General features: G+C 42.3%; 15 protein-coding genes, 1 tRNA gene and 1 pseudogene. 7 read left to right on the forward strand and 10 right to left on the reverse strand.

The window, feature by feature from the left end; translation table 11 throughout:
* From ABZB17_RS09680 to folB, 5 genes are all read right to left on the reverse strand, one after another.
* Positions 1-1,824, reverse strand: a 1,824-nt coding sequence (locus ABZB17_RS09680; protein WP_372649782.1) for a molybdopterin cofactor-binding domain-containing protein, incomplete at its 3' end; no start/stop codon positions are given.
* Positions 1,825-1,862: 38 nt separating this feature from the next.
* The gene (locus ABZB17_RS09685; protein WP_372649783.1) at positions 1,863-2,339 is read right to left on the reverse strand and encodes a (2Fe-2S)-binding protein; all 477 of its coding nucleotides are present in this window, start codon (positions 2,337-2,339) and stop codon (positions 1,863-1,865) included.
* 233 nt (positions 2,340-2,572) lie between these two features.
* A tRNA-Cys gene (locus tag ABZB17_RS09690) sits at positions 2,573-2,643 on the reverse strand.
* Between the two features lie 67 nt (positions 2,644-2,710).
* Positions 2,711-2,881 (reverse strand): hypothetical protein, encoded by a 171-nt coding sequence (locus ABZB17_RS09695; RefSeq protein WP_372649785.1) that lies wholly within the window; start codon positions 2,879-2,881, stop codon positions 2,711-2,713.
* A gap of 192 nt (positions 2,882-3,073) precedes the next feature.
* Complete coding sequence (gene folB, locus ABZB17_RS09700) at positions 3,074-3,424, reverse strand: dihydroneopterin aldolase (protein WP_319502138.1); 351 nt, start codon at positions 3,422-3,424, stop codon at positions 3,074-3,076.
* 110 nt (positions 3,425-3,534) lie between these two features.
* On the opposite strand from folB, the gene ABZB17_RS09705 reads away from it, so the two are divergent.
* The 6 genes from ABZB17_RS09705 to ABZB17_RS09730 all read left to right on the forward strand — a co-directional run bounded on the left by ABZB17_RS09705 (position 3,535) and on the right by ABZB17_RS09730 (position 12,204).
* Positions 3,535-5,238, forward strand: a complete 1,704-nt coding sequence (locus ABZB17_RS09705; protein ID WP_372649786.1) for a glutamine--tRNA ligase/YqeY domain fusion protein — start codon at positions 3,535-3,537, stop codon at positions 5,236-5,238.
* A 423-nt stretch (positions 5,239-5,661) separates the two neighbouring features.
* On the forward strand, positions 5,662-6,051 hold the full coding sequence (locus ABZB17_RS09710) for a hypothetical protein (protein ID WP_372649787.1): 390 nt from the start codon (positions 5,662-5,664) through the stop codon (positions 6,049-6,051).
* A gap of 89 nt (positions 6,052-6,140) precedes the next feature.
* The gene (locus ABZB17_RS09715; protein WP_372649789.1) at positions 6,141-6,863 is read left to right on the forward strand and encodes a LiaI-LiaF-like domain-containing protein; all 723 of its coding nucleotides are present in this window, start codon (positions 6,141-6,143) and stop codon (positions 6,861-6,863) included.
* Between the two features lie 2 nt (positions 6,864-6,865).
* Entirely contained in the window at positions 6,866-7,915 is a 1,050-nt protein-coding gene (locus ABZB17_RS09720) for a sensor histidine kinase (protein ID WP_372649791.1), read from the forward strand.
* 3 nt (positions 7,916-7,918) lie between these two features.
* A complete protein-coding gene (locus tag ABZB17_RS09725) occupies positions 7,919-8,668 on the forward strand; it encodes a LytR/AlgR family response regulator transcription factor (RefSeq protein ID WP_372649793.1) in 750 nt (249 codons plus the stop codon).
* 263 nt (positions 8,669-8,931) lie between these two features.
* Entirely contained in the window at positions 8,932-12,204 is a 3,273-nt protein-coding gene (locus tag ABZB17_RS09730) for a glycosyl hydrolase (protein WP_372649795.1), read from the forward strand.
* A gap of 190 nt (positions 12,205-12,394) precedes the next feature.
* Here ABZB17_RS09730 and ABZB17_RS09735 read toward each other — a convergent pair whose 3' ends face one another.
* Entirely contained in the window at positions 12,395-12,550 is a 156-nt protein-coding gene (locus ABZB17_RS09735; protein WP_372649797.1) for a hypothetical protein, read from the reverse strand.
* 283 nt (positions 12,551-12,833) lie between these two features.
* Here ABZB17_RS09735 and ABZB17_RS09740 point away from each other — a divergent pair, with 283 nt between their 5' ends.
* Positions 12,834-13,862 (forward strand): IS110 family transposase, encoded by a 1,029-nt coding sequence (locus ABZB17_RS09740; protein ID WP_372649799.1) that lies wholly within the window; start codon positions 12,834-12,836, stop codon positions 13,860-13,862.
* Between the two features lie 483 nt (positions 13,863-14,345).
* Here the strand turns inward: ABZB17_RS09740 and ABZB17_RS09745 are convergent, their stop codons facing one another.
* From ABZB17_RS09745 to ABZB17_RS09760, 4 genes and pseudogenes are all read right to left on the reverse strand, one after another.
* Positions 14,346-14,882: a glutathione peroxidase gene (locus tag ABZB17_RS09745; protein WP_045026738.1), complete on the reverse strand. Its 537-nt coding sequence runs from the start codon at positions 14,880-14,882 to the stop codon at positions 14,346-14,348.
* A gap of 113 nt (positions 14,883-14,995) precedes the next feature.
* Positions 14,996-15,607 carry a hypothetical protein gene (locus ABZB17_RS09750; protein ID WP_372649801.1) on the reverse strand — a complete coding sequence of 204 codons (612 nt, stop codon included), beginning with the start codon at positions 15,605-15,607 and terminating at the stop codon, positions 14,996-14,998.
* 119 nt (positions 15,608-15,726) lie between these two features.
* Entirely contained in the window at positions 15,727-16,926 is a 1,200-nt protein-coding gene (locus ABZB17_RS09755; RefSeq protein ID WP_045026743.1) for a SpoIIE family protein phosphatase, read from the reverse strand.
* Positions 16,904-17,464, reverse strand: a pseudogene (locus ABZB17_RS09760) (histidine kinase); the annotation flags it as partial. The gene ABZB17_RS09755 and the pseudogene ABZB17_RS09760, both read right to left, overlap by 23 nt.

Raw genomic sequence — 17,464 nt, forward strand, 5'->3', positions numbered from 1 at the left:
ACAAAATCCCATTTCCTGTGCCACCCACACTTTTAGCACTTTTACCTCACCGGTTTCTTTGTTAACATCCACTTTTGCAATGTGCGCTACATAAGTTCCGGCATCGGAACCAATGGCAACGCCGAAACCTCTTCCCGATGGTGATTTCCCCGGTTTCCAGTCGGCCATTTCTGCCACCGCTTCCAGCACATCAATGGCACGTTGGTCCTTCAGGTTTTTTAGCCTGAATTCAACCGGATCGATTCCGGCTTTGGCTGCCATAATATCCACCTGTGTTTCGCGTGCAAAGGTGTTGGTGCTGTTGCCCGGTCCGCGCCACGCTCCGGTATCGAAAGGATGTATTCCCGGTGCTCTCCATCCACGTCCGTAAACCGTTCTTTTCTGATGAGGCACATCGTACAGGGTTTCGGAGCCACGGTCGCCGGCATAATACACGTGGTAATCCCAGAAGGTAATTTTACCTGCGTCGTCGATTCCCGAGTTTATTTTTAAAACTGCTGCCGGACGAAAGTTATCATAGAAAAACTCTTCTTCACGTGTCCAGTCAACCATAATCGGTTTACCGGTTAGTTTTGCCAGTTTTGCTGCCTCAACGGCTTGCCCGTGGGCCGATTTCCCACCAAAACCACCTCCCAGGTAAGGAGGTTTCACCCGAACTTTCTCTGCTTCCATTCCCAATATCCGGGCAATATTTGATTGGGCGGGGAACGGTGTTTGCGTTCCGGCCCAAACAGTCATTTTATCGCCGTCGAAATAAGCCATTGCAGTATGTGGTTCCATGGGCGAATGGGCAACGTATCCGTCGTGGAATTCGGTATTAAAAACCGAAGTTGCCAGTTCTTCGCCTTTTGAAAGGTCTCCCTCGTTTATATTTACATTTCCTTCCGGTGCACGTTCCTTTAGGTAATCGAAAATGTTGTCATTATTAACCGGTTTGTCTGCCTCTTCAAATTTAGCGCGAAATAAGCCTCGTGCTTTTTCTGCCATTTCCGGATCTTCATGCAAAGCGGCTACCAGATCGCCATCTTTTACAATCTGAACTCCGTCAACTTTTTCAGCCTCTGATGTATCCACCGAAATTAATTTTGCACCGTGCGATGGCGGACGTAATAAACGGGCATAAAGCATTTCGGGCGAACGCATGTCGCCGGAATATTTGGCTTTTCCGGTAACCTTTTCCATGCTGTCGGCACGGAATTTCGGCTTGCCCATTATTTTGTATTTCGAATAATCTTTAACGGTAGCATCTTTTTTTGCAACTCGTTCTATGCGTTGCCCATTGGCAAGTTGCGCGTAAGTTACCTTTTTCGCTCTGTTACCGCGATCAAAAACCACACCTTCAGCAACTTCGAGCTTGTCCACATCTGTACCCAGTTTTTCCGCAGCCAGTTCCAATAAAACCTGGCGCGCTTCTGCTGCAGCGGCCAACATCGACGGCCCGAACATGCGGGTTGTAAGCGAACCAAAAGTTCCCATGTCCCACGGACAGAGATCGGTGTCGCCCATTACCATTTCAACATTTTCGTACGCTACATCAAGCTCATCGGCCAGCATCATGGCCAGTCCGGTATTCGCTCCCTGACCCATTTCGATTTTACCGGTATAACACGATACTTTTCCATCCTCGTGAATTCGAAGAAAAGCATTAAAATCATCCGGTAACTGCCGTTGATCTCCGTCAGCCGCCATCAGTTTTAGTGCTGCTCCGGCATGGAAGAAAACGTAAATGCCTCCGCCAAGTAAACGAATAAAGTTCCGGCGTTTTATGCTGTTGGAAGGGGTGTGTCCTTCTATATAATCCTGAATATTTTTTGCCTTGTCCATGTTGTCATTTTTTAGGTTTTGAATACATAAAAGCTGAATTACTTGCTGTTTTGCATTTTGTTTGCAGCGTCTTCAATTGCATCCAGAATACGGTTGTGTGCACCACAACGACACAGGTTGTCTTCCATTCCCAAAATAATATCTTCCCGGCTTGGAGTTGGCTGTTCGTTCAGTAGGCCCACAGCATTCATTATCATGCCCGGAGTGCAGTAGCCGCATTGCAGGGCATCATGGTCGGCAAATGCCTGCTGCACCGGATGCAGTTTTTCGCCCTGTGCCAGTCCTTCAATTGTGATCACATTTTTGTCGGCTACTTCGCCAATGGTGGTAGCACACGACCGGGTTGCCGAGTTGTTGATGAGTACGGTGCAGGCGCCGCAATACCCCTCGCCGCAACCATATTTGGTGCCGGTCAGGTTAAAATGTGTTCGCAAAACCCAAAGGAGTTTTTTCGATTCTTCCAGTTCAACTGAAACATCCTTTCCGTTTAAAGTAAATTCGATTTTCGCTTTCATTGCAGTTGGTTTAATAAGATTTAAATTTCCTGCAGAATTCGGTGTTATTTCGAATTCCGGGTGAAATTGTTTTGGCAAAAATGCTCTCTCTTCAAATTTACTAAGAATAAATTACAATGAAAATGGGGACGTGGTTCCGATAAAATAATCCTGGGAATAGGTGGAAGTTAATAAACTAAAAGAATCGATTCCCTAAAAATAAAAAAGAGAGCTGTTGTTGCTCTCTTTTGTTGAGGTTCCTGGCGGAGTCGAACCGCCGTACACGGTTTTGCAGACCGCTGCCTAGCCACTCGGCCAAGGAACCTTGTACGTTTTCGGACTGCAAAAATATAAAATTTTGCAGTTCTCGCAACACAAAAAATAAAATCGTGTTATTTTCTGCGTTTTTGCCAGTTTGCATTTACATGCAAGTCGCTGGCACCTACCTGCCAACCGGCTTCTGTCGATTTTGGATTATTTCCCTCGCGAAGCTCCCGCTTCTTTTCAGTAGTGCACGATTTTCGGCACTTTCCTTCGTTTAAATTAGTCGAACTATAAAACATGAGTAAAAGGTTGAATTTATTTTTTTGGAAAATACGAAAAAGAAGTTCGAATAATTTGATAAATGTCAGTATTGAGCTGGGGATTAAATATTTAATAACATAGATTTAGGATAGTTTCGAGCCGCGAGCTACTAGCCGTTAGTAACAAATTAGGGTGCACTTTTAGCTGTTAACTGAGACTGCGACTGATTTTTAGCGCTCCATGGTAACGCTCACCCGTTCCATTTCGCCTCCCATTGGTGGATTCATTTTCGAGATTTTAACGCGGGCTTTATCAATTGCAGGGAATCGGTCGTAAAGGGTATCCAGAATACGTTTGCTTACATTCTCCAACAAGGCCGATTTTATCTGCATCACTTCTTTTACGGTTTCATAAACAGCCTGGTAGTTCAATGCATCATCTAAATTGTCAGATTGGGCTGCGGCATCGCAGTTTGTTTCCAGTCGCAGGTACACTTCAAAGTGGTTGCCAACAATTTGCTCGGCAGCAAAATGCCCGTGATAGGCATAAAATTTCATTCCCTCTATTTCAATTACTCCCATCCCTAATTAATATTATTGCAACAAAAGTAATAATTTGAACAGGTGTTAAGTGTACTCACAAATCATTTTTTAATTTTGTAGCCTTATTCAATAGGGGATAATTCAAGAAAATGGCAGAAAAAAATACCAATACTAATGCTGAAGCGCCCAAAAGGGCCAACTTTATTCATGCACAAATCGACACCGATTTGGCCGCAGGTAAAAATGATAAACGTGTGCATACACGCTTTCCCCCCGAACCCAATGGTTATTTACATATTGGACACGCCAAATCGATCTGTTTAAATTTCGGGCTGGCGCAAAAATACGGAGGCAAAACAAACCTTCGTTTCGACGATACAAACCCATCGAAAGAGGAAACAGAATATGTTGAATCGATTATGGAAGATGTGCGTTGGTTGGGTTTCGACTGGGAGGATCGTTTGTATTATGCATCCGATAATTTCCCAAAATTACATGCTTTTGCCGTTCAATTGATTGAAGAAGGCAAAGCTTATGTCGACGATCAGAATGCTGAAACCATAAGCGAGCAAAAAGGAACACCGCAGAAACCCGGTACGGAAAGTCCGTTCAGAAATCGTTCGGTTCAAACCAACCTCGATTTGTTTGAGCGAATGACAATGGGTGAATTTAATGAGGGCGAAAAAGTGCTGCGTGCAAAAATAGATATGGCATCGCCGAATATGCACATGCGCGATCCGATTATTTACCGGATTATGAAAGCCGAACATCACCGCACCGGAAATAGTTGGTGTGTGTATCCGATGTACGATTTTGCGCATGGTCAGTGCGACTACTGGGAAGGAATCACCCATTCGATTTGTACCTTGGAGTTTGAGGTGCACCGTCCGTTGTACAACTGGTTTATTGATCAGTTAAAGGATTCGGATTACCGTCCGCGCCAGATTGAGTTTTCGCGTTTAAACCTTACTTATACCGTAATGAGCAAGCGTAAATTGCTGGAATTGGTAAAGGATGGCCATGTCAGAGGCTGGGACGATCCGCGGATGCCAACTATTTCGGGTTTACGCCGAAGAGGTTACACACCTGAATCAATCCGTAATTTCTCGGATAAAATTGGTGTAACTAAAGTAGATGGAACAACTGATGTTTCATTACTGGAATTCAGCGTGCGCGATCATCTGAATAAAATTGCACAGCGTGTAATGGGAGTGCTCGATCCGCTAAAAGTAGTAATTACCAATTATCCTGAGGATAAAGAAGAGATATTAAGCGCCGTAAACAACCCTGAAGATGAGTCGATGGGACGCCGGGATGTACCATTCTCGCGCGAGGTTTATATCGAACAAAGCGACTTTATGGAAGATCCTCCACGTAAGTTCTTCCGTTTGGGGCCCGACCGCGAGGTACGTTTGCGCTACGGCTACCTGATAAAATGTAACGAAGTTATTAAAGATGAAAACGGCAAAATCGTTGAGTTGCACTGTACTTACGATCCTGAGTCAAAAGGGGGGAAATCTTCCGATGGCAGAAAAGTAAAAGGTGTGGTACACTGGGTATCGGCAAAACATGCCGTTAAATCAGAAGTACGCCTGTACGATCGTTTGTTTACCGATGAAGAACCGGATGGGCACAAGGATATAGACTTTAAAGAGTTTATGAATCCTGATTCGTTAAAAGTGCTGGATAACTGTTACCTGGAGCCATTTGTAAAAACAGCTAAACCGCTCGATCATTTTCAGTTTGAACGAATGGGCTATTTTAACATGGATCCGGATTCAACACCCGAACTACCGGTGTTTAACCGAACGGTTCCCTTGCGCGATTCGTGGGCAAAAGCACAAAAGAAATAAAAGCCAAAAGGTTGTTTTCAAATTGAGAACAACCTTTTTTTATGCCTTAAATCCGGCATTTTAATTCATTAGCACTTTCATCATCTTACCTCTTTGCCTGTCGGCATCCCGATAAAATCGGGACAGCTTTGATGCAGCGCAGAAAGTCGCAAAAATCCTGCTCCCTTTCCAGGGGGAGCTCCCGGAAGGGTGAGGGGTAATGTAATTCTACTATATGCTTTTTTGTCACTGTTGGCACTTCGAAATCCTCTATTTTTTAACACTTTAACTATTGGATTTTGTCAGTTCCTCCCGCACAACCTCGTTTCCGGTTAATACCAACATATACCCATTTACCGATTCATAACCTTTGTTAACCGAATGTTAACTGTTTGGCCGGGTTGCGATTTCTACTTTTGATGTGTAAATGCAAAAAACAGTATCATGGAAAAAGTGCCACAGGAAAGAACACATAAAAAAGAAAACTCAAAAGAAGTATTGGCTTTAGTTTTAATCGGTATTGGTTTGGTATGGATACTAAAACAAACCGGTTTCTTTTTTGATTTCCCGTTTTTAAACTTTCATGAAATTTTTAGTCCTGTAAGAAGTGTCTTTCATGGCTTTGGGCATTTTGTTTTTTCATGGCCTGTTATTTTAATCATTATCGGAGCAGTATTAATGGCCGGTAAACGTTCGGGTGGCCTGGTGTTACTTATTATTGGAGGCATATTTTTGTTACCAAAACTGATTTTCATTTCAGGAGCGGCAATTGTGTTTTTGTTCCCGGTAATTTTAATTGTATTGGGAATTGCGTTAATCGCGCGTTTGTTTTAGCCCGTAGTTGCGAAAGAAAGTAAATCCGCTAAAAAAAAGGACAGTGTTTAGAGGATTATCAATATTTTAGGACAGTTAAAACTTTTATCATGGATAATAAACCGGAGAGTACAAACAGGAGAGCCTTTTTGGGCTTATTTCTAATTGTGGTAGGTGCACTGTGGATTTTCGAGCGCCTCGATCTTATTCCATCATTTTGGAACGATATTCTGATCTCGTGGCAAATGTTACTTATCGGAATTGGGGTCTTCTCCATAATCGGAGGGAATAAAACCACAGGGACTGTTTTAATCGTAATCGGAGCTTTCTTTTTGATTCCGGAAGTGGCTCATATCCCTTATGAATTACGACGAATAGGCTGGCCGGTATTAATAATAGGTATTGGTGTGGCAATTCTGGTAACGCACTCCGGAAAACGAAACCCTTTTGAAGGACCCAATTTTAATCAGGGAGAACAAAAAGGGCAGGACTACTTCGATGATTTTGTGATTTTCGGAGGTCGCGAAGTGTACGTAAATTCGCAGAACTTTATGGGCGGAAAAACCACTTCGGTTTTTGGCGGAACAGAGTACGATCTGCGTCAGGCTCGACTTTCGGCCAATGGTGCTGTTATCGACTCGCTGGCTTTATTTGGCGGCTGTGGTTTTAAAGTGCCACCCGACTGGACAGTAAAAAATGAAGTTACCGCTATTTTTGGCGGCTATACTGATAAACGCGGAAACTCGCTGAATCAAATCGTTCCCGATCCCTCGAAAACGCTGGTGATAAAAGGTTTTGCAGCCTTTGGCGGCGTAGAGATCAAATACCTGTAAAAATGGATTTTAGGCATCCCTTTATAAAATCACCACGGTTGGCCATTTCGTATGTTGCGTTTTGGTTGATACTGGCAGTGGTAATGGTTTTAGTGGTTGTTTCGGTTGGCGAAAGTGATTTTATTACTGCCATGACCGAACGTTTCGCCTACATTATCCTTTTCGGATTTTTAGGAATTGCCATCTGGTATGTCATTAAATTCAGCACCCTCGAAGATAACAGTGTTGGCCGTGTAATTCTGGCTCATGTTATTGCCGCCACCATAATCGTTTTAATTTGGCTTTACATTGGTACGGTAATTACAAAACTCATAAATCCAGGGCAGTTAAAGGAAGATCATAACTATCTGTTCACCGGGCTTTATAACGGATATTTGCTTTATACATTTAACGTGGTGTTTTTCTACGCCGTAAATTATTACCTGGCTTTTAAAGAAAAAACCAAAAACGAAACCAAGCTAAAAGCGTTGGTAAAAGAAGCCGAATTGCATGCCTTAAAATCGCAGATCAATCCACACTTTTTGTTTAACAGTTTGAACAGTATTTCGTCGCTTACAATGACCGACCCGGCAAAAGCACAGGAAATGGTGATCAACCTTTCGCAGCTGATGCGCTATTCGCTTAAGCACGATCAGCGCGAAAAAGTAAGTGTTCAGCAGGAAATCGATAATAACAAACTTTACCTGAAGATTGAAAAGGTGCGTTTCGGGAAAAAACTGAATCCGGTTTTTGCCGTTGAAGAGAATTGTTTAAAGGCCGTAATTCCTAATATGATACTTCAGCCACTGTATGAAAATGCTATAAAATATGGCGTGTACGAAGCCACCGAAACCATTGATGTAATTACACATTGCTGGTGCGACGATGATAAGCTGGTGGTAACCATCAGCAATACCTACGATAAAAATGTATTAAGCAAAAAGGGCGAAGGAATTGGATTGCGTAATATCCGCGACCGCCTGCAGGTGATCTACGGAAACCCGCATTTGCTGAAAATTGAAAATAAACAAAACGAATTTACCGTAACTTTAACCATTCCTCAAAAATTGTAAACCATGACTGAAAAATTGCGCACAATTATAGTTGAAGATGAAGAACTGGCTCGTAACCTGATGAAGTCGTTCCTGGCCGATAACGAAGCGATTGAACTGATTGCCGAATGCGAAAACGGCTTTGAAGGCGTGAAACAAATCAACGACTTAAAACCCGACCTGGTTTTTCTTGATATTCAAATGCCAAAGATCACCGGTTTTGAGTTGCTGGAGTTGCTCGAGCACAAACCACAGATAATATTTGCCACGGCGTACGACCAATATGCTTTAAAAGCTTTTGATTTTAATGCTGCCGATTATTTATTAAAACCCTACTCGAAAGATCGTTTGGATGAGGCTATTCAAAAAGTTATGGAGCGCATACAAACCGAGGGAAAAGAGTCGGATGTGGCCGAAAAAGTAAGCGATTTTCCAAAAGATGAATACCTCGACCGTATTGTGGTGAAGGATCGTCATAAAATTCATATTGCCCCGGTTGATGCAGTTCGCTACATTGAATCGATGGACGATTATGTAATGATCTATACCAACGATGGTCGCTGGATGAAACAAAAAACCATGAAGTATTTCGAGAACGCTTTGAACCCGAAAAACTTTGTGCGTATCCACCGCAGCTACATTGTAAAGGTCGACGAGATCGGGGAAATCCAGCAATACGAAAAGGAATCGTACATTGTTATTCTGCACGACAAAACAAAACTGAAAGTCAGCAAAACAGGTTATAAGAACCTGAAGGGCGTGTTGAATTTCTAAGGGGCACATTCTCTCAAAAGAAAGCACTTTAGTCTCCAAATTTTATTCCGTACAGGAAATAATTGTCTTATGACTTCACCGAAATTATATTTCGGTGAGGATTGTGACTTATATCTTTTTTTACATAGTATATATTTATTATTTTCAGCACAGTAAAACTAAACCTAAGGGTAACGCTTAAAATTGCTCAATAAAATGGCATTTTGCGTAATATTCGCCCATTGTTTCATACTGATGATTTCGAAAATTCAAATAAATATTCTATGAAAAAACTCACACTGTTAATGGCTGCCGTATTTTTAGTTTCAACGGTAGCCTTTTCCAAAAAGAAAGAAGAAGAGAAAAAGGAAGAAGACAAGCCTTTTGTTAATTCGGGGCTGGTTAGTGGCCTGAAATGGCGAAGTATTGGTCCGGCATGGGCAAGCGGGCGGATTGCTGATTTTGCTGTAAACCCCAATAATCATAAAGAATACTACGTGGCAGTTGCTTCCGGTAACGTTTGGAAAACCACGAACAATGGCACTACCTGGAGTCCGATCTTCGATAATTACGGTTCGTATTCAACAGGTGTTGTGGTGCTCGATCCAAATAACTCAAATGTAGTTTGGGTAGGAACCGGCGAAAACAACCACCAGCGTGCATTGGGTTATGGCGATGGCGTTTACAAATCGCTTGATGGTGGAAAGTCATTCAAAAATATGGGCTTGAAAGAAAGCCGCCAGATTGGTGGAATCGTTATCGACCCACGAAATTCTGATGTTGTTTTTGTTGCTGCTGAAGGATCGGCATGGGGACCGGGCGAGGAGCGTGGCCTGTACAAAAGTACCGACGGTGGCGAAACCTGGAACAAAGTACTGGAGATTAGCGAAAACACCGGCGTAAATAACGTGGTGATGGATCCTTGTAACCCGGATGTTATGTATGCAACATCGGAGCAACGCCGCAGAACTTCGTTCACAAAAATTGGTGGCGGCCCGGAATCGGCTGTATATAAAAGTACCGATGGCGGCGAAAACTGGCGAAAAGTTATGAAGGGACTGCCTTCGGTTGATATTGGCGGAATGGGCATTGATGTATCGCCCGTTGATCCGAATTACGTGTACCTGATTGTGGAAGCTGCCGATGATAAAGGCGGTTTTTTCCGCTCGACGGATAAAGGAGAAAGCTGGGAGAAGATGAGCGATTACCATTCTAGCGGACAGTATTACAACGAAATTGTATGCGATCCTAAAGATGTGGATAAAGTATATTCAACTGAAACAGTTTCAAAAGTAACTGTTGATGGTGGAAAAAACTGGACAAGTATAAGCACCCGTGGCCGTCACGTAGATGATCATGCCATTTGGATCGACCCTACAGATACTGAGCACTATATTATTGGTGGCGACGGAGGTATTTACGAAACATGGGATGCCGGAGCAACTTTCGATTTTAAAGAGAATTTACCCATAACTCAATTTTACCGGGTGTACCTTGATGATGCCGAACCGTTCTACAATGTGTATGGCGGAACACAGGATAATAATTCAATGGGTGGTCCTTCGCAAACAATCAGCCGAAACGGCGTTACCAACGACGAGTGGTTTCCAACCATCGGTGGCGATGGTTTTTGGGGAGCTATCGAACCCGGCAATCCTGACATCGTTTACTCGGAATACCAGTACGGAAATGTATCGCGTTACGATAAAAAAAGCGGCGAGAGTATAAGTATTAAACCCATCGAACGTAAAGGTGAACTGACTTACAAGTGGAACTGGAACACGCCATTGATTATTAGTCCGCATAAAAATACACGTTTGTACATGGCGGCCAACAAGGTTTTCCGTAGCGACGACCGTGGCAACACCTGGGAAGTAATCAGCGATGATCTGACTGCACAAATCGACCGCACATCAATTCCGGTAATGGGAAAATACTGGCCTGCCGAGGCGGTGGTTCGCGATGTGTCTACTTCGCAGTGGGGAACCATTGTGGCACTCGAAGAATCAAAACTGCAGGAAGGCCTGTTGTATGCCGGAACCGACGACGGTGTAATTTCGGTTACCGAAGATGGTGAAAACTGGACGCAGGTAAAAAGTTTTCCGGGAGTGCCGGAGTTAACGATTGTAAGTGATATTTGCGCCGACCGTTTTGATGCGAATGTGGTTTATGCCACTTTTGATAACCTGAAACGCGACGATTTTAAACCTTACGTTTATAAAAGTACCGATAAAGGAAAAACATGGACTTCCATTTCGGGCAATCTGCCCGAGAATGGCTCGGTTCATACCATTATGCAGGATTTTGCTCGCCCTGAATTATTGTTTGTGGGAACAGAGTTTGGCATTTTCTTTACGGTTGACGGTGGTACAAACTGGGTGCAGCTAAAATCAGGAATACCAACGATCCCTGTATTCGACATTGCTATCCAGGAACGCGAAACCGACCTGGTTGCTGCAACATTTGGCCGTGGTTTCTTCATCATGGACGATTACAGCCCCTTGCGCAAAATTTCAGCCGAGCTTGAAAATACAAAAGCGGAGATTTTCCCGATAAAAGATGCGCTGATGTTTGCACAAACCAGAGGGAAAAGCAACCAGGGAAGTACCTATTTTACAGCGGATAATCCGGAATACGGAGCAACTTTTACCTACTACCTGAATGAAGTGCCAAAAACACAAAAGCAAATTCGGAAAGAGGAAGAGAAAGAGTTGTTTAAAGAAGGAAAGCCGATTCCGCAACCAACATGGAGGGAATTACAACTGGAAGGTCAGCAGGAAAAAACACACCTGATATTTACCATTTATGATAACGACGGGAATGTGATCGACCAGTTTACAAAAGCGCCTTCAAAAGGCGTGAGCCGCGTGAACTGGAATATGACTTACGCAGCTACAGCAAATGCACGTATTAGCGATAAATACAACCCAATTACAAGCAGCGGTCGTGGAATAATGGTGATGCCCGGAACCTATAAAGTAGGTATGAAATTGTGGCACGAAGGCGAGTTGACCGAATTGGTTGAGCCGGTTTCGTTTAGCTGCAAAAAATTAAACAACACCGTGTTGCCTGCCGAAGACTACAACGAGAATGTTGAGTTTGCCGAAAAAGTAAATAGACTGGCACTGGCTGTTGTGGGAACCAACCGAATGATTGGCGAAACCACTGCAAAAGTGGAGAAGATAAAACAAGCCATTTATGCTACGCCGGGAGCCAGCCAGGAATTAATGGATAAAGCCCGTGCAATTGGAGTGGAGCTGGAAGCACTGAACTTTAAAATGGATGGTGTGCCGGCTAAAGCAAGCTGGGAAGAAATTCCTCCTGCAGAAGTGCCGTTAAACAACCGATTGAGTATTATTACTTACACGCACATGGGATCGACAACGGGAATTACCACCACCGAAAAACAAGCGTACGAAATTCTGAAAGAAGAATTCCCTCCGGTATTGGATGCATTAAAAAATATTGTTGAAAATAAAGTTCCGGCGCTGGAAGCCGAACTCAACAAAATGAATGCTCCATGGACTCCGGGACGTTTACCGGATTGGAAAGAGTAAAATAGCTACGAGCTACGTGTTGCTAGCTTCGAGCTTCAAAATCGTCTCCCTTTGAGAAAGGGGATGTGAGATTAAAATAAAAGATGCCATCCGAAACTGTATAAAGCAGTAGGTTGGCATCTTTTGTTTTTCAAAAATTGAAAGAAAACAGGTAGGCTAACGAACCTGTAATTTAAAAGCCGATTCTCGCTTATTTCGTATTAACATCTACACCCCAATAGTCAGTAATCGCTTTTAATTCGTCGGCGGTAAGATAGGTAACCGCACCGTGTTTCGGCCTTTCGAAACCAATGGTTTTCATTTCGCCCTTGTTAAAATGTCCAATGTTTTTGTATGAAGCACCCATGATTAAAAAAGCACAAACAAGCATGAAAATAAAGTAACTTGTAATTAGTATCGAACTAATTACAAGTTATCATGGAACGGAGTACGATTGAATTTGAACAGGTAATTGAAAGAAGCTGTGGTATTGATGTCCATAAAGAAACAGCAGTAGCCACAGTAAATGGTATAGGAATTAATGAAGAGACAAAAACTTACGGGACCTTTACGAGTTCTTTGAAATAGATGAAAGAATGGCTCATGAATAATGGGATTACGCACATTGCCATGGAAAGCACCGGTGTTTATTGGAAATTTTTAATATTCTTGAAGATTCGTTTGAGATTTTGCTGGTTAACGCGCGTCACCTAAAAAATGTACCAGGCAGGAAAACAGACAAGGCAGACAGCCGCTGGATTTGCAAGTTACTTTTAAGTGGTTTATTAAAAGGGAGTTTTGTTCCACCTGAAAACATTAGGGAACTTCGTGACTTGAGTAGGTACAAAACCAAGTTGACCCGCGAAGTAGCCTCAGAGAAGAACCGGATTCAACGGATATTGGAAGATGCCAATATCAAATTGTCCAGTGTTGTTTCCGATACTTCCGGAACAGTGGCTACAAAACTGATAGATGGTTTGATTTCCGGGCGGAAAGATTTAGAGATATTAATCAACGAATGTTATCATAGAAAATTAGCAGCGACCAGGGAGGAATTAAGGCAGGCACTTACCGGACGGCTTACTGCGCATCATATTTTTATGCTAAAGCAGATGAAAGCCCACATAACTTATCTTGAGAGCCAGATTGTATTAATTGATACTGAAATGGATAAGAAATTGGAAGAATATAATAGGGAACTGGAGCTGTTACAAACGATTCCCGGCGTGGCTAAAGATGGTGCAAAGCGGATATTATCAGAGATAGGTGCCAACATGGAAGTTTTTCCTGATGAACACCACCTTGCATCTTGGGCGGGGATGTGTCCGGGCAATAATGAAAGTGCAGGTAAAAAAAAAAGTTCGAGGACAAGGCAAGCAAACCAATACCTAAAACCATTATTGGTAGAACTTGCATGGGGTGCAACCCGGACAAAAGGAACGTACTTTAGAGCAAAATATGAGAGTATGGTAGGAAGGCGGGGAAAAAAAAGGGCATTACTAGCCATAGGCCATAAAATACTAGTTGCCTGCTACCACATAATCAAAGATAAAGTACCATATCATGAATTAGGGGCCAGTTATCTCTTAGAAAGGAAAAAGAAAAACAAAGTGGATTATTTGAAACGCCAACTGAAAGAGTTGGGGTATAACATAGAAAAAATTGAAGAAGCAGCTTAGAAAAAACAAAAGGCCGATCGTTACTGGAGGATCATTTATGAGACCCCGAGTATGAAACTGGCTTCAAAACAGATAAGCACAAACAATTGTTGCCATGAGCACGAAGATGAAATTTTAATTTCTTATCTGTTTTCTAAAATACTTCTTATTAACGACTTATAAATTATTTACAGATAAAACCTTTGATGAAAAAAGTGATGCAATGAAACGCGGGATGCAACTTAAAAAATGGAAAAGTAGAAATGCAATTTTGAAATTGATTGAGGAATCTTAGCTCAGTCCCGATAAAACAGAAATCTATGATTTCATTTTTTATCGAGGATGCTCGAAAATCTAATAAAACAAAGTTTTAAGATTTTCGGCATTGGTACAAAGCATCCCGATGTAAATAGGGAGGGGCACTGGTTCGAATCCAGTAGTTCCCACGAAAAAAGGTCGACAATTAGTCGGCCTTTTTTGTTTTAGTTATATGAATTACTGCAATTAATTCGTAATCCAGCTGATGATTTTAGCATCATCAGGTTTTACTTTGGGTTCAATTACCTCAACTAACTTTCCATTTTCGTCGATCAGATATTTTTGAAAGTTCCAGCCAACTTCCGAATCCTGTTTTCCGTTTTTACTCTTCTGAGTCAGCCACTGGTATACCGGGTGCATATCATCGCCTTTCACCGAAATTTTCGACATCATGGGAAAAGTAACTCCATAGTTCATCTCGCAAAATTCAACAATTTCGGCGTTGCTTTTTGGCTCCTGGTTGGCAAAATTATTTGCCGGAAATCCAATAATAACAAAATCATCGCCACCATATTGCTCAAAAACACTTTGTAGTTGTTCAAACTGCGGAGTTAACCCACATTTTGATGCCGTGTTTACAACCAATACTTTTTTCCCTTTCAATGTGGAAAGGTCGAAATCTTTTCCTTCAATATCTTTCACCGTAAAATCGTGCAGCGAACTTTGTCCAAAAGCTGTAATTACAGCTAAGAGTAATACGTTTATAAAAATTAGCTTTTTCATATTTTTTTCTTTTTTACATCTAAAGAACAGCTGGAATGCCTAAAAGTTTGTGTGGAGTTGTAAATGAGAATGATAAATGGGATAGCGAAAAAGATATTAGTGCTGAAATTCTCTTACTTATTTTTCTTTTTCTCCAATTCTTCGCGGGTTTTAGGTGTAGAAAAATACTCATCCGATTGATCTTTTTTCCAAAGGGTGAAAAGTTTTCCAACATTTTCGGAAGGAGAAAAACGGAAAAGGCTTATCGATGAGGCCTCAGAACGCATAAAGTCGTTATTTTCAGTCATGATCATGCTAACCGGATCACTTTCCTCTTCTGCCATGCGAAATTTAATAGGTGGGTTGTATTCCTGCATAAAAGCAAGGTTTTGTTCAGCCTTGTCTAATTCCGAAACCTGTTGGGGTGACACAACGATCTCCGGGATGTCGACATTTTCGGAAACCATCTCCACTTTTGGATTAACAAGCAGCGTATGCACCGAAACTATTTTTCTGAAATACGAAATGTGCGAAAGTACCAGCGAATCGCCTGGCGATACCCAGACTGAAAATACACCGTTTTTCTGGCTGATATCTTTGTCGTGGTTGTCGAGATTTACAATATAAACATCACTAATCGGGTTGTCGTTTTGATCCACTATCTGTCCCTGAATTAAAAAACGTTTAATTTGCCCAAACGAAGTCAGAAACAGAATTGAGAATAAGATGGTAAATATTGTTTTCATATCCGGTCTTGTTTTTATTTTGAAAGATTCACTGTTCAAATTATGGGGAAGACCCTCAATAGTAGTACGAAATTCGTACTGCTTTGTTCAAGCTCTTACGGATATTCTTGCTTTTGTTGTTATACGTATTCGATTTTAACCTTCTTAAAGAATTTATGTATCAGTAATTTAACAATGCGTTTTACTACGAATTTCCGAAGCTCAAGTTCCAGCGGTTGTTCCGGATCCTGGTGTGCCCAGTTAATACGGGTTCCCACAATAATGTCTATGCAGTCGTGCTGCAGCAAAAGTTTCACAATTTCTTCGGGCGGGCTGTCTGTCAGTCGGGTATCGCTGTCGTAATTTTCTAATATTTCTTCCACTTTTCCAAGCGTCAGAATCCCTTCTGTAACCATTTCAAAACCCTGCATTTTAGCTGTTGGCGGTAATTTGTCCAGGTTTTTATTGCCGTGTTGAATTTCAACAGTAAGGTCGAGTTCGCGGGCAATGATTTCGGCCGTGGTTCCTCCGCAAATGATTTTCTTTCCTTCAAAACCCTGGATGCGGCCAACAAAGTCGTAGTCTTTTATTTTGTAAAAAGGCGGACCGGTAATCAGCATAAATTTACGCGGTTCGCGAAAATACATAACGCCGCAACTGGTGTCGTCTTTTACCGAAAACTGGTCGTTCATTACCGCCTGGTTAACAATTTTTCGTGCCAGTTTTGTAGCCGAAATATCAGGCATTCGTTTGATCTGGTTTAGCGCAAAATCCTCGATGTTTTCCATACCCCAGCCCAGTGGGTAGCGTTGGTTTCCAAGACCCGATTGTGGCACACCATCCGACATAAAAATTATGCGGTCTTCTTTACGTGCAGTAAATTCCTTGCAATGCAATACTTTGCCCTGGTTTTCCTCGCCCTCGATCGTAAGGTTGTATTCTTTTCCCTGCATGGCAACTCCATTCCGGAGCACCAGAATTCCGGGGTTGTCGTAATTCACAATTCGCACATGTCCTTCCCCGTCCAGCTCGATTATAGTGAATGTGGCATAACTTTCTTTTCCGTCGCTGCTTTTTGGCAGGGTCTCCATAATTATACGTGCGGCCACTTCGGGTTTGGTGTGCAGCTGCGAATATTTTAATGCCATGGTGGAAGTTAGCGTTGCCAAAACACTTGCTTTAATTCCGTGCCCGATACCGTCGCTCAATACCAAAATGGTGCGTCCTTCTTCGCGAATAATACTCGACTGAAACACGTCGCCACAGGCAATTTCGCCTTTCGGCCGCTTTTGCTGGAATTCTATTTCAACGTGGTAATCAGGATTTGTCGTCGTTACCATAGCGATAGGTTTCAATTATGGAGTTTAGCAATTCTTCTGTTTCGGCCGCGTTTTCGCCCAGCAGAAAAGCAATTTTCTGTACCGTTTCAATATTTTGTTTGTTGATTTTGCGGGCACGGTTAATAATTTCGTCCTGTACCAGCATTGGCGCCGACATATCGCGGAAAACAACGCCAACCACTTTATTCTTGTAAAGCGTTCTTACCGAAACATGCATCAGCTTATTGTTGAACTTTAAGTCGCGTTCAGCAAGTTCATCGCCCGATGTAAGAACGCTCGAAATCATTTTGTAAATCAAATCAGGCACCAGTCCTTTAACGTCGGCTCCCGTGAGCCCTGGAATGGTTTCGTACAAATCCTCGGTGTCTTCGCCCATTAATTTGGCGAAATATTCATTGGAGTCTACTATTTTAAAATTGCTATCCACCATCACAATTCCCGACGATATTTTATGAATCATTTGCGACGAAACCTGCATTGTTTCCTGGGCTTTCTCCAGGCGTTTTTCGGTTTTTTTCAGTTCGGTTATGTCGTTGAT

Source organism: Draconibacterium sp., assembly GCF_041583095.1.
Lineage (GTDB): Bacteria > Bacteroidota > Bacteroidia > Bacteroidales > Prolixibacteraceae > Draconibacterium.